This is a genomic window from bacterium (assembly GCA_020440705.1).
In the GTDB taxonomy this organism is placed as follows: domain Bacteria; phylum Krumholzibacteriota; class Krumholzibacteriia; order LZORAL124-64-63; family LZORAL124-64-63; genus JAGRNP01.
On record JAGRNP010000111.1, the window covers coordinates 1 to 13,327 of the forward strand.

The 13,327-nt window shown below is 69.5% G+C and carries 10 protein-coding genes and 1 rRNA gene; 8 read left to right on the forward strand and 3 right to left on the reverse strand.

What is annotated here, in order from left to right:
• The first annotated feature begins 265 nt into the window (after positions 1-265).
• From KDM41_14285 to KDM41_14295, 3 genes are all read left to right on the forward strand, one after another.
• Positions 266-1,708 carry a tryptophanase gene (locus tag KDM41_14285; GenBank protein MCB1184595.1) on the forward strand — a complete coding sequence of 481 codons (1,443 nt, stop codon included), beginning with the start codon at positions 266-268 and terminating at the stop codon, positions 1,706-1,708.
• Between the two features lie 2 nt (positions 1,709-1,710).
• Positions 1,711-2,370, forward strand: a complete 660-nt coding sequence (locus KDM41_14290; GenBank protein MCB1184596.1) for a hypothetical protein — start codon at positions 1,711-1,713, stop codon at positions 2,368-2,370.
• A gap of 278 nt (positions 2,371-2,648) precedes the next feature.
• Positions 2,649-3,536 (forward strand): hypothetical protein, encoded by an 888-nt coding sequence (locus KDM41_14295; GenBank protein ID MCB1184597.1) that lies wholly within the window; start codon positions 2,649-2,651, stop codon positions 3,534-3,536.
• A gap of 89 nt (positions 3,537-3,625) precedes the next feature.
• On the opposite strand, the gene pfkA is transcribed toward KDM41_14295, so the two are convergent.
• Positions 3,626-4,585, reverse strand: coding sequence for a 6-phosphofructokinase (pfkA, locus tag KDM41_14300; GenBank protein MCB1184598.1), 960 nt, complete (start codon positions 4,583-4,585; stop codon positions 3,626-3,628).
• A complete protein-coding gene (locus KDM41_14305; GenBank protein MCB1184599.1) occupies positions 4,582-5,973 on the reverse strand; it encodes a replication-associated recombination protein A in 1,392 nt (463 codons plus the stop codon). The genes pfkA and KDM41_14305 overlap by 4 nt, the downstream gene beginning before the upstream one ends.
• A 157-nt stretch (positions 5,974-6,130) precedes the next feature.
• Here KDM41_14305 and KDM41_14310 point away from each other — a divergent pair, with 157 nt between their 5' ends.
• Genes KDM41_14310 through KDM41_14325 form a run of 4 tightly spaced genes read left to right on the forward strand, consistent with a single transcriptional unit; the run spans position 6,131 to position 9,442 of the window.
• Positions 6,131-7,321, forward strand: coding sequence for a phosphopentomutase (locus KDM41_14310; GenBank protein ID MCB1184600.1), 1,191 nt, complete (start codon positions 6,131-6,133; stop codon positions 7,319-7,321).
• Positions 7,318-7,758 (forward strand): cytidine deaminase, encoded by a 441-nt coding sequence (gene cdd / locus KDM41_14315; protein MCB1184601.1) that lies wholly within the window; start codon positions 7,318-7,320, stop codon positions 7,756-7,758. The genes KDM41_14310 and cdd overlap by 4 nt, the downstream gene beginning before the upstream one ends.
• The gene (locus KDM41_14320; GenBank protein MCB1184602.1) at positions 7,755-9,071 is read left to right on the forward strand and encodes a thymidine phosphorylase; all 1,317 of its coding nucleotides are present in this window, start codon (positions 7,755-7,757) and stop codon (positions 9,069-9,071) included. Before cdd ends, KDM41_14320 begins: the two co-directional genes overlap by 4 nt.
• An 8-nt stretch (positions 9,072-9,079) precedes the next feature.
• Positions 9,080-9,442 (forward strand): hypothetical protein, encoded by a 363-nt coding sequence (locus KDM41_14325; GenBank protein ID MCB1184603.1) that lies wholly within the window; start codon positions 9,080-9,082, stop codon positions 9,440-9,442.
• A 108-nt stretch (positions 9,443-9,550) separates the two neighbouring features.
• On the opposite strand, the gene KDM41_14330 is transcribed toward KDM41_14325, so the two are convergent.
• Positions 9,551-11,680: a PBP1A family penicillin-binding protein gene (locus KDM41_14330; protein MCB1184604.1), complete on the reverse strand. Its 2,130-nt coding sequence runs from the start codon at positions 11,678-11,680 to the stop codon at positions 9,551-9,553.
• A gap of 791 nt (positions 11,681-12,471) precedes the next feature.
• Here KDM41_14330 and KDM41_14335 point away from each other — a divergent pair.
• Positions 12,472-13,327, forward strand: a 16S ribosomal RNA gene (locus KDM41_14335); the annotation flags it as partial.

The following is a 13,327-nucleotide window of genomic DNA, read 5'->3' on the forward strand; positions in this document are numbered from 1 at the left end:
CGGCGCCCGGGTGCCGGGCGGCGTCTACCTGTGCCACGGCACCGAACCGAACCGCCAGCACTACGAGGTGCTCGGCCGCATCGCCGACGCGGCGCTCGTCCTCTACCAGGAGCGGTCGCCCCTGCCGGGCGACGCCGCCGAGGGCTAGCCCGTCGCGGGCCCGCACGCCGCCTTGTCCCGGCCCGGGCCAGACGCTAAGTTTCGAGGCGCCGCCCCGGCGGGGGCGGCCCGACCGCACCGGACCCCGCATCCGCAGGAGCGCCGCATGGATCATCCGCGCCGACCCGACGAGAAGCCGCTCGCCCGCCTCGAGCACACGTTCGAACCCTACCGCATCAAGGTCGTCGAGAAGATCGAGCGGGTCAGCCGCGACGAGCGCATCCGGCTGCTGAAGGAGGCGGGCTACAACGTCTTCAAGGTGCCGTCGCGGGCCATCTACGTCGACCTGCTCACCGACAGCGGCACCAGCGCCATGAGCGACATGCAGTGGGCCGCCCTGATGACGGGCGACGAGGCCTACGCCTACAGCCGCAGCTTCCAGGACTTCGAGGAGACCATCCGCGACATCTTCGGCTACCGGCATGTCATCCCCACGCACCAGGGACGCGCCGCCGAGGGCCTGCTCTTCGCCACGACCCTGCGCGAGGGTTCGGTCGTCCCCAACAACATCCATTTCGACACGACGCGGGCCAACGTCGAGCACCAGGGCGCCATCGCGCTCGACTGCATCGCCGACGCGGGCCTCGATCCGACCCTCGAGGCGCCGTTCAAGGGCGACATGAGCATCGCCAAGCTGCGCGCCGCGTTCGCGAAGTACGGCACGGGGCGCATTCCCTACGTGATGCTCACCATCACCAACAACAGCGGCGGCGGCCAGCCGGTGAGCCTGGCCAACATGCGCGAGGTCTCCGCCGTGTGCGCCGAGATGGGGGTGCCCCTCATCTTCGACGCCTGCCGCTTCGCCGAGAACGCGTGGTTCATCCAGCAGCGCGAGCCGGGCTACGCCGACAAGTCGATCAAGGAGATCTCGCGGGAGATGTTCGCCCTCGGCCAGGGCTGCACCATGAGCGCGAAGAAGGACGCGCTGGTCAACATCGGCGGCTTCCTGTGCCTCGACGACGACACCATGGCCATGAACGCCACCAACCTGCTCATCCTGCGCGAAGGGTTCCCCACCTACGGCGGCCTGGCCGGACGCGATCTCGCCGCGGTCGCCCAGGGCCTGCGCGAGGTCCTCGATCCGGACTACCTGGCCTACCGCATCGGGCAGGTGGCCCGCCTCGGCCGGCGCCTCGACGAACTGGGCGTGCCCTATCTGCGGCCGACCGGTGGCCACGCCGTCTACGTCGACGCCAGGCGCGCCCTGCCGCACATTCCGCAGCACGAGTTCCCGGCGCAGGTCTTCACCGCCGCGCTGTACGCCGAGGGCGGCGTGCGCGGGGTCGAGATCGGCAGCCTCATGTTCGAGCACCGCGACCCGGACACGGGGGAGATGGTCCATCCGGCCATGGAGCTGGTGCGTCTGGCGGTGCCGCGCCGCGTCTACACCCACACCCAGCTCGACTACGTGGCCGAATGCTGCGCCCGGGTCATGGCCCTCGGCGAACGCCTGCGGGGCCTGGAGATCATGTGGGAGCCCCCGGCCCTCCGCCATTTCACGGCGACCCTGCGGCCGGTCGGCGGCGGGGCCATGCTGCAGGAGGCCTAGGCTTGGCCGCCCCGGACATCGCCGGCGAGGGGTTTCCCGCCGACCTGTGGCCGGACGTGGCGCCCCGCGTGGCCCCGGCCCTCGTGCACCTGGAACTGGGGGCGAGCTTCAGCCGCGTCGTGCTGGCGGCCGACGACCTGCCCGGCGACGACGAGGCGTGGTACCGCCTGCTGCCGCCGCGGTCGAGCGGCGACGCGCCCGAACTGGTGCTCTCCTGCCACCCGGATTCGTTCTGCCGGCCGCGTCCGCTGCGCAGCACCGAATACCCGCCGCGGGCCATCTGGGAACAGCGGCGGGCGCCGCGCGACGACGAACCGGTGGAGCGCACCGAGTTCGCGGCCGCCCGGACCGACGCCTTCCTGCACCACCACCTGCTGACGCTGCGGGACCTCCTGGTCGGCGAGCTGGCGGACCGGGAGCTCCCGGCGCAGCGGGCCGAAGCCTTCGCCGCGGCCTGGGCGGTGACGGTCGACGGCCGGCTCGAACGGGCGGGGTGGCCGGGCTTTCCGCTGGCCGAGCGCCGGGCGCGGTTCTCGCGGCTGTTCAGCTCCGCGGGCATCATCCTGCCCGAGCACTGGCAGATCTTCCACGCCCTCTGGGACGGCGCCCTGGCCACCCGCAGGGACGTGGCGGCCATCGTCCGGCAGCTTCCGCGGCTGTGAAATCGGCCGCCGGCGGAGCCGGCGATAGGATTTGCTTTTTCGCGTCCGATGCCCCAATTTCATGGGGCTGAAGGCAACTGTTGACGGCACCCCCATCCGAACCTAGGATGACCGCTGCCGAATCGTCGCCCCGTGTCGGAAACTCCGGCGCATCGCGGAAAAAGGGCCGCTGGAAGTGACCCCGGCGGGGCCTTCCGGTTGCCGGTTGCCGCATTACCGCATGATGTCCGGCATCCCACCTGCCGGGCGCGCAAGATACCTATTTGGGAGGTTGGTTCATGTTCGGTGTTTCTTCCCCGCGTCGTTGGGTTTCCGCTTTGCTGCTGGGCCTGCTGGCTGTGACCCTGTTTGGCATGATCGGTTGCGGAGAAAAGGAAGCGGCGGACCCCTACGTCTTCGATTCGCTGCGTCGGATCACCCGCGGCGACACCCTGAGCCCGGGCTTCCTCTTCGAGATCGACGCGCCCGAGTTCGAGTACGTGCGCGGCAACACCGCGATCATCCGCGACGGCAACCTCCTGGAGTTCCTCGTGGCCGAGGATCTCGAGAACAACTACCGCAACCTCTCCGGTGCCCTGCTCGGCGTGAAGAAGACCTTCAGCCCGCAGCCCACCCACCTGGTGCTGCAGCGCGTCAAGCGCAACGGCATCGTCGAGGCCGACAGCCTGCCCGCGCCGAAGAGCTACGTGCTGCCCACGCTGATGCGCGCCGGCGCCGTCGACCTGGACACCCCGGGCGCCCCGCTGCCGGACATCGGCTGGAGCTCCAAGGAAATCAAGGAGGCCCGCGCCACCTACCTGCCGGAGAACGAGGGCGATCCCCTGAAGCCCGTGCAGAGCGGCATCGAGAACTTCGTGTACATGCCGCGCCACGACCTGGCCGACAGCGTGGCCATGAATCCGTCCGCCAAGGACTTCGCCTGGTACGCGGTCTTCCCCGAGGCGACGCTCGAGATCGTCGATCTCACCGACGGCGCCCAGTGGATGATGCACCTGCTCCTGGACAAGGACCTGCCGCTCATCGGTTCGTTCTCGCTCGTCAGCCTGAACGACAACTACCAGGAGCGGAAGATCGAGCACGAGGGTCTCGGTCGCGTGGTGGGCACGATGAAGATCAACTGGTTCAAGTACGGCAACACCTTCGTCCAGGCCAGCGAGGACGAGTAGCGCCGCACGCACCGAACAGGACGACCAGCGGAAGGGCCTCCCCGGCGGGGAGGCCCTTCGCGTTCACGGGACGGGGCAGGCGGGCGGCGTCAGACGAGGTACTCCATCAGGCGCGCGTCCCGCAGCACCGCCCGCGCCGAGATCTTCGTGTTCTTCTCGAGGCGGCTGGTCTTGAACTTGTTGGCCACGACGCCCACCATCACGCCGTGCTCGCCGGCCAGCAGCATCTCGGTCGCCTTGTGGCCGAGGCGGCTGGCCAGGATGCGGTCGTAGGCCGACGGCGAACCGCCCCGCTGCACGTGTCCGAGCACGACCATGCGCACCCCGCGCGAGAGGCGTTCCCGCAGTTCGAAGGTGACGTACGAGGCCTTGCCGGCGCCCTCGGCGACGATGATGATCGCGTGCTGCTTGCCCCGCTCGTAGCCGTCGGCGATGCGCCGCGCCACGTCGTCGATGTTGTAGGGCACCTCCGGCAGCAGCACCTCCTCGGCGCCGGTGGCGATGGCCGTCTGGGCCGCGAGCAGGCCGTACGAGCGCCCCATGACCTCGATGACGAAGATGCGGCCGTGGCTGGTGGCCGTGTCGCGCACCTTGTCCACCGCGTCGATGGCCACGTTCAGGGCCGTGTCGAAGCCGATGCTGATGTCGGTCCCGGGAATGTCGTTGTCGATGGTGGCGGGCACCCCGACCACGGGCAGGCCGAACTCCTTCTCGAGCTTGGTGGCGCCCCGGAACGAGCCGTCGCCCCCGATGACCACCATGCCGTCGAGCTTGAGGCCCTTGAGCGTCTTGCCCACGGGGGCCGCCCCGGCCGCGGTGGCGAACTCCGGATAGCGGAAGGTGCGCAGGAAGGTGCCGCCCATGTGCAGGATGCCGCTCACGTCGTGGGGCGTGAGCTCGACGTGGTCGTTCTCCGCGAGACCGAGCCAGCCGCGCCGGATGCCGATCACCTGGACCCCGTGCCGCGACGCCGTCCGCACGACGGCCCGCACGGCCGGGTTCATGCCGGCCGAGTCGCCGCCGCCGGTCAGTACTCCGATGCGCTTCATTGCGATTCCTCACTCCCGGTCGAGTTGCGGGCGCGTCGCTGCTCGTGCCAGCGGCGGATGCGCGCCATGCGGTCGGCCAGCTCGGCCTCGAAGCCGCGCGAGCCGGGTTCGTAGAAGACGGCGCCCTGCAGCGCCTCCGGCAGGCAGTTCATCTCGCCGACGCCCGCCTCGGTGTCGTGGGCGTAGACGTAGCCGTCGCCGTGGCCGAGGGACTTCATCAGGCGGGTCGGCGCGTTGCGCAGATGCAGGGGGACGGGCGGGTTGTGCCCCCGCGCGACCTCCCGCTTCGCCTGCTTGTAGCCCTTGTACAGGGCATTGCTCTTGGGCGCAAGCGCCATGTAGACCACGGCCTCGGCCAGGGCCAGTTCACCCTCGGGCAGCCCGATGAAGTGCACGGCGTCGCGGGCCGCGAGGGCCACCGCCAGGGCGTGCGGATCGGCGAGTCCGATGTCCTCGCTGGCGAAGCGCACCACGCGCCGCGCCACGTAGAGCGGGTCCTCGCCGCCCTCGAGCATGCGGGCCAGCCAGTACACGGCCGCATTCACGTCGCTGTTGCGCATGCTCTTGTGCAGGGCCGAGATGATGTTGAAGTGCTCCTCGCCGCCCTTGTCGTAGCGGGCGGCGCGGGTCTGGATGTAGCGCGTCACCCGCGCCGCGTCCACCGGGTCGTCGGCCGTCGCGCCCGCGCCGTCGGCGGTGGCGGCCAGCGCGACGGTCTCGAGCTGGCCGAGGGCCGCCCGGGCGTCGCCCTCGCTCATCGCGGCGAGCAGGTCCAGGGCGTCGTCGGCCAGGTTCACCGCGCCGGCGAGGCCGCGCCCATCGGCGAGGGCCCGCTCGAGCAGGTCCCGGACGTCGGCCGGGGCGAGGGGCGACAGCACGAACAGCCGCGTGCGCGAGATGAGCGCGCTGTTCACCTCGAAGCTCGGGTTCTCGGTCGTGGCCCCGATCAGGGTCACGTCCCCGCGCTCGACCCAGGGCAGCAGCGCGTCCTGCTGGGCCTTGTTGAAGCGATGGATCTCGTCGAGGAAGAGGATCGTGCGGCGGCCGGTGGCGCGCTTCAGCTTCTCGGCCTCGGCCATGACGGCCTTGAGCTCCTTCGAGCCCACGGCCACGGCGCTGAACTCCAGGAAGCGCGCGCCGGCGTGTCCGGCCACGAGGCGCGCCAGGGTCGTCTTGCCGCAGCCGGGCGGTCCCCACAGCAGCAGGGAGGGGAGCTGGTCGCCGTCGAGGAGCAGGCGCAGGGGACCGCCGGGCCCGACCAGGTCGGACTGGCCGACGACCTCGTCCAGGCGCACCGGACGCATGCGGTCGGCCAGGGGCGCGTCCGCCGGCGGCGGCGTCGCGTCCCCGTCGGCGGGGTCTCCGGGATGGAACAGGTCGGCGCTCATGGGGGCCAGTCTAACGCCGAACGGCCCTGCGGCCAAGGGAAGCCCGCGCCGGGACCCGTGTTGACGGCGGGCGCGGGGCCGACTAACCTTTAGCGCCCCTTCGGGATTGGCAAGGCGGGCGACGGAACGCCCCGCACCGGAACGGCAAGGAGCAACCATGGCGACGGCCATCCTCATCATCCTCGACGGCGTCGGCGTGGGCGGAGCCCCCGACGCCGCGGCCTACGGCGACGCCGGCAGCGACACCCTCGGCAACATGGCCCGCGTCGTGGGGGGCCTCGACCTGCCCCACCTGGCCGGTCTCGGCCTCGGCAACGTGCACGCGGTGGACGGCGTGGCGCCGGTCGCTTCCCCGCGGGCGTCCTGGGGACGCCTGCAGGAAGTGAGCGCGGGCAAGGATTCGACGACCGGTCACTGGGAGCTGATGGGCCTGGTCACCGACGTCCCCTTCCCGACCTATCCGGACGGCTTCCCGCCGGAGATCCTCGCGGAGTTCACGCGCCGCACCGGGTACGGCGTCCTGGGCAACAAGGCCGCCAGCGGCACCGCCATCATCGCCGAGCTGGGCGATGAGCACCGCGCCAGCGGGAAGCTCATCGTCTACACCTCGGCGGACAGCGTCTTCCAGATCGCGGCCCACGACGAGGTGTGCGACATCGACGAGCTGTACCGGGTGTGCGAGATCGCGCGCGCGATGCTCGTGCCGCCCCACCAGGTCAGCCGCGTCATCGCCCGGCCCTTCACCGGCGCTTCCGGCGCCTACACCCGCACGCCCCTGCGGCACGACTACTCCGTCGATCCGCCGACGGGCCTGCTGCTGCCCGTGCTCACCGGTCACGGCGTCCACGTGGCCTCGATCGGCAAGATCTATGACCTCTACAACGGCGCCGGCATCGCCGAGAGCCACACCAGCCGCAGCAACGCGGAGGGCATGGCGCGCCTCGACGAGCTGTACGCGGGCGGCACCCCGGACTCGGACCGCCTGATCCTCCTGAACCTGGTCGACTTCGACATGCTGTGGGGCCACCGCAACGACCCGGCCGGCATGAAAGAGGGCCTCGAGGTCTTCGACCGCTGGCTCGGCCCCTTCCTCGCGGCCATGCGTGCGGGCGACCTGCTGCTGATCACCGCCGACCACGGCAACGACCCGACCACGCCGAGCACCGACCACAGCCGCGAGCACGTGCCCCTGCTGGCCTTCCACGCCGGACACGAGAACGGCATCGGGCTCGGCCTGCGCGAGGGCTTCATGGACGTGGGCGCCACCCTGGCCGCCTACTTCGGCGCGCCGGCGCCGGCCAAGGGGCGCAGTTTCTGGAGCGAGTTGCCCGGGGGAGGAAACGCATGAACCCCGATCTGCAGGAACTCGTGACCGCGGCCCGCGACGAGCGGTCCCACAGCTACTCGCCCTACTCGGGCTTCCGGGTCGGCGCCGCCCTGCGCGGCGCGTCGGGCCGGATCTACCTGGGCACCAACGTCGAGAACGCCAGCTTCGGCCTGGCCATCTGCGCCGAGCGCTCGGCGGTGGTGCAGGCGGTCTCGGCGGGCGAGACGTCGTTCACCGGCATCGCGGTGTGCGCCGACGGGCCGGCGCCCACCGCCCCGTGCGGGGCCTGCCGCCAGGTGCTGCTCGAGTTCGCACCGGACATGCCGGTCGTCCTCGCGGGCGAGGACGGCCTGGCCGGCGAGCTCATCGAGACCACCGTGGCCGCGCTCATGCCGCACGCCTTCTTCGACTTCCGCGACCAGCTGCAGGCCCGCCGCGACGAGGGGGACGACCGGTGAACATCCTGGAGATCATCGAGGCCAAGAAGAGGGGCGAGGAGCTCGACGAGGCGCGCATCCTGCACGTGGTCAACGGCTTCACCGACGAGTCGATCCCGCGCTACCAGATGGCGGCCTTCCTCATGGCGGTCTGGTTCCGCGGCATGACCGCCGCCGAGACGGCCTGCCTCACCGGCGCCATGCTGCGCAGCGGCGAGGAGCTGGACACATCGGGGCTGTCGGCGCCCTCGGCCGACAAGCATTCGACCGGCGGTGTCGGCGACAAGGTGAGCCTGCTGCTGGCGCCCCTGGCGGCGGCCTGCGGCCTGAAGGTGCCCATGCTCTCCGGGCGCGGGCTGGGCCACACCGGGGGCACGCTGGACAAGCTCGAGGCCATCCCCGGCTACACCATCCACATGGACAACGCCCGCTTCCTCGGCCTGGTCGAGGAGATCGGTTGCGCCATCGTCGGGCAGAGCGGCGCGATCGCCCCGGCCGACGGCCGCATCTACGCCCTGCGCGACGTCACCGCGACGGTCGACTGCGTGCCCCTGATCACGGCCTCGATCATGTCGAAGAAGCTGGCCGCCGGTCCGCGGACGATCGTCATCGACCTGAAGACGGGCAGCGGCGCCTTCATGCGCGACCTCGCCAAGGCTCGCGAGCTGGCCACGGCCCTGGTCGCCGTGGGCCAGGCCTACGGGCGCCGCATGAGCGTGATCTTCTCGGACATGGACCAGCCCCTCGGCCGCGCCATCGGCCACGCCAACGAGACGCTGGAGGCCTTCGCGGCCCTGCGCCCGGGCCACCGCGCCACGGCACCCGCCGACCTCGTGGCCCTGACCGAGGACCTGGTGGCGGACATGGTGCGGGTGGCCGGCCTGGCGCCCGATCACCCGTCGGCCCTCGCGGTCGTGCGCGAGGCCTGGGATTCCGGGGCGGCCCACGACCGCATGCTCGCCTGGGTGGCGGCCCAGGGCGGGCGGCTGGACCCCGCCCGCGACGACTACGGCCTGACCGTCGCGCCCGTCGCCCACGAGCTGGTCGCCGACCGCGACGCCTGGCTGGCGGGGACCGACTGCCGCCAGATCGGGCTGGCCCTCGCCGACATGGGCGGAGCCCGGCGCCGGGTCGAGGATCCGCTCGACCTCGCCGCCGGCATCACCTTCCACCCGGCCATCGGCGATCGCCTGCGCGTCGGCGATCCCATCGCCACCTTCCACGCGACCGACGCCGCCCAGGCGCAGGCGGCGGCCTCCCGTGTGGCCGCGGCCCTGTCCTGGTCCGAGACCGAGGTGCCGGCCCGGGATCTCGTCCTGGACCGCCTGGAGTAGGGGGCGCCATGCTGATCCTCGCCGCGATCCTCTGCGTCGGCGTGGGCCTCGCCCACACCATCCTGGGCGAGCGCTACATCCTGGTGCGCCTGTTCCGCCGGACCGACCTGCCGCATCTCTTCGGCGACGACGTCTTCACCCGCCGCACCCTCCGCTTCGCCTGGCATCTGACCACCGTCGCCTGGTGGGGTTACGCCGCCCTCCTGGTCGGCCTGGCCGTCCCCGACGCCGAGCCCCGCACGCTGATCCGCTGGACCGTGGCCGGCGTCTTCGCGACCCACGCCCTGCTCACCCTCATCGCGTCCCGCGGCCGCCACCTCGCCTGGCCCGTCTTCGCCGCCATCGCCCTCCTCGCCCTCTTCACCAAGTGACGCCCGCCTCTCCGCCGCGACGGCGGTCCAGGCACCCGCACACAGAGACGCGCCCGATGCGTTGGAGGCGAAGCCGACCGCATCGGGCGCGTCTCTGTGTGCGGGTGCCTAGAACTCGTCGTCGTCCGAAGAGTCGAGCGTCTGGAAGTCCTTGGAGACGCCCTCGAAGTCGTGCAGCTGGCCGCCGTGGAGGTCGCAGATGTCCTGGGGGAAGAACTGGGGGAGGAAGACCTCCTGCGCCGTCGAGTCGCAGCCGGCGGTGGCGAGCATGCCGCTGTGCAGGCAGATGGTCTCGTCGATGATGCCCGGCGGCCGCACGAAGGGCTCGTCGCCCTTCTGGTCGGTGATCTTGCCCATGAACTTGGCCCACACGGGCAGGGCCATGCGCGCGCCGGTGGCGCCGCGGCCCATGGGGTTGGCCTGGTCGAAGCCGACCCAGACGCCGCCGCAGAAGCTGGGGGTGAAGCCGCAGAACCAGGCGTTGGTGCTCTCGTTGGTCGTGCCCGTCTTGCCGGCGCCGGTCTTGGTGAAGCCCCGCCAGCGGGCGCTCACGGCGGTGCCCTCGAGAATGGTCGTCGTCAGCAGGTTGGTCATCATGTAGGCCTCGGCCGGATCGAGGGCCTCGCGCTGGTCGATCCGGGCTTCGTAGAGGATCTCGCCCTCGGCCGACTCGACCCGCGTGATGAGGTGCTGCTTCGTGGCGACGCCGTGGTTGGCGAAGGCGCTGTAGGCGGCGACGACCTCCTTCAGCGTCACCTCGCCGGCGCCCAGGAACAGGGCCGGCACCCGGGGCAGCTCCGACGTGAAGCCGAGCTTGCGCACGTTCTCCAGCACCGGCGCGAGGCCGAAGTCCTGGTAGAGCTTGGCCGTCGGCGTGTTCACGGAGCGCGTCAGGGCGTAGCGCAGGGTCATCGGCCCCTGGAAGCGGCCGCTGAAATTCTTGGGCCGCCAGAGGCTGACGCCGGTGTCGAGCACGAAGGGCGTGTCCATGAGGATCGAGCTGGTCATGTACCCGTGCTGCAGCGCCGTCAGGTAGACGATGGGCTTGAAGATCGAGCCGGGCTGCCGGCTCGCCTGGATGGCCATGTTCCACTTGTAGTCGTCGAAGCTGCGCCCGCCGACCATGCCGAGGATGGCACCCGTGCGCACGTCCTGGAGCAGCGCCGCCCCCTGCAGGTACTCGAGCTTCTCCGGCCGCGCGCCGACCGTCACGAGCGAATCGTAGCGGGCCTTGGTCATGTCGTAGCCGCGGGTCTTCTCCTCGGCGGCCAGATGCTCCTCGAGCGCCTCCTCCATCCAGATCTGGTACTGGGGAACCAGGGTGGTCCACACCCTCAGGCCGTCCTTGTAGAGACGGGTGGCGCCGTACTGGGCCTCCAGATCCTGGCGCACCTCCTCGACGAAGTACGCCGCGAAGCCGCCCTGGCCGCGGCCCCGGCTGCCGTCGTCGACGGGATGCACCTCGGTGGCGCCGATGGCTTCGGCCTCCGGACGGCCGAGGTAGCCCGCGCTGATCATGGTCTCGAGCACCGTCGCCCGCCGCTTGTAGGCCAGGTCGAGATGCTTGAGGGGCGAGTAGGCCTCCGGGCGCTGGATCATGCCGGCGATCATGGTGCACTCGGCGGGCCCGAGTTCCCACACGTCCTTGGCGAAGAAGGTGTGGGCCGCCGCCTGCACGCCGTAGGCGCCCTTGCCGAGGTAGATCTGGTTGAGGTACATGGCCAGGATCTCGTCCTTGGTGTAGATGGACTCGATCTGGGCCGCGACGATCCACTCGCGGAACTTGCGCGTGATGCGCTTCTGGCTCGGCAGCAGCTTGGGGAAGAGGTTGCGCGCGAGCTGCTGGGTCAGCGTCGAGGCGCCCGGACTCGCGCTCGAGGTCAGGTTGATCCAGACGACGCCCACGAGGCGCCGCAGGTCGATGCCGTAGTGGTCGTAGAAGCGGCGGTCCTCCACCGAGATCACGGCCTGCTGCAGGGCGACCGGGATCCGGCTGAGCGGCACGATGGTCCGGTTCTCCGTGTAGAACTCGCGCAGGGTGTCGCCGTTGGCGGCGAAGATGACCGTCTTGACCGAGGGCTCGATCGACTGCAGGGCGTCGAGGGAGGGGAGGTCGCGGGAGAGGTAGTCGACCCCGACGATGGTTCCGGCCAGGGTCAGGACGAACATCCCGGCCAGGGCCAGGAGCATGCCCCGGACGACCCGGCGGGGAATCGTGTAGTTCAAGAGTCGGATCATGGCGCCTCCGTGCCTGCCGCAAAACCTGCCCGTGGGGCGGGAGTTCCCGGTCGTCCCGCCCGCCGGACGCCGCACCATAACACCCGCGCGGCGGTCCGGGCCAGTCCCGATCGCTAAGATCGGGTCCCCGGCCGGGCTTGTCCAGCCCCGCGGCGGCCCTCCCGCACCCAGCAAGGGAGCGGCCAGTCCAGCCGCTGCGGTCGCCTGGCGCAGAATGCGGCCCGCAACGGTCCCCGGGGACGTCGCCGCCACGCCGGATTCCGGGGCCCGGCCGCCGTCGTGTCCCCCCGACCACAGGGTGAATGTGTCGCCCCGGACCGCCCCCCGGACCGTCCAGGCCATTGGGAAATGGCTGATTACGGGAGTCTGGGGCCTGTTTGAAGGGTCTTGTCAAAAAAATGAAAAAAAAGGGATTTTCTTTTTGACAGTGGTCACCGATGGGTATAACTTGCGCCCCCGTTGCCCGGGTGACGGCTGCAAGGCCTGACTCGGGTAATCGCTTCCCGGCCACGCTTTTCGGAGCGCGGGGGAAGCGGCTCGGAGCCGAAAAAAATTCAACTTTCTGGTTGACATGTTTTTCGCGCCTGAGTATCTTGCTTCTCCTGCCCGCGAGGGCAGACCAGCGGCAACGACTGCTCGGTTCAGATCTTTGACAACAGAATAGCGTGCGATGGCCCGAATGCAATTCCGAGTCATCCCGAAACGATGAGGCCGCTTCGGTGGTCGCAGCGTGTCGTCGATGACTGTTTTAATTTGCGAAAAACAGGAGCGAATCCTGTTGTTGATTTTTGACAACGGAGAGTTTGATCCTGGCTCAGAACGAACACTGGCGGCGTGGATTAGGCATGCAAGTCGAACGAGAACGGACCCTTCGGGGTCTTAGTACAGTGGCGAACGGGTGAGTAACGGGTGGAAAACCTGCCCTTCAATGGGGGATAACAGTTCTAACGAGCTGCTAATACCGCATACGACCTTCTGATCGCATGATCGGAAGGTGAAAGGTGGCCTCTCTTTGAAGCTGCCGTTGAAGGATGGTTCCGCCTCCCATTAGCTTGTTGGTGGGGTAATGGCCTACCAAGGCGACGATGGGTAGCCGGCCTGAGAGGGTGTCCGGCCACACTGGGACTGAGATACGGCCCAGACTCCTACGGGAGGCAGCAGTCGAGAAGCTTCCGCAATGGGCGAAAGCCTGACGGAGCGACGCCGCGTGAGTGAAGAAGGCCCTATGGGTTGTAAAACTCTGTCAGATTGGGAAGAAAGCATGGCGGTTAATACCCGCCGTGTGTGACGGTACCATCAGAGGAAGCACCGGCTAACTCCGTGCCAGCAGCCGCGGTAATACGGAGGGTGCGAGCGTTAATCGGAATTACTGGGCGTAAAGCGCGCGTAGGCGGTTTGTTAAGTCGGATGTGAAAGCCCCGGGCTCAACCTGGGAATTGCATACGATACTGGCCGACTAGAGTACGAGAGAGGGAGGTAGAATTCCACGTGTAGCGGTGAAATGCGTAGATATGTGGAGGAATACCGGTGGCGAAGGCGGCCTCCTGGCTCGATACTGACGCTGAGGTGCGAAAGCGTGGGTAGCAAACAGGATTAGATACCCTGGTAGTCCACGCCGTAAACGATGTCTACTAGCCGTTGGGAGAC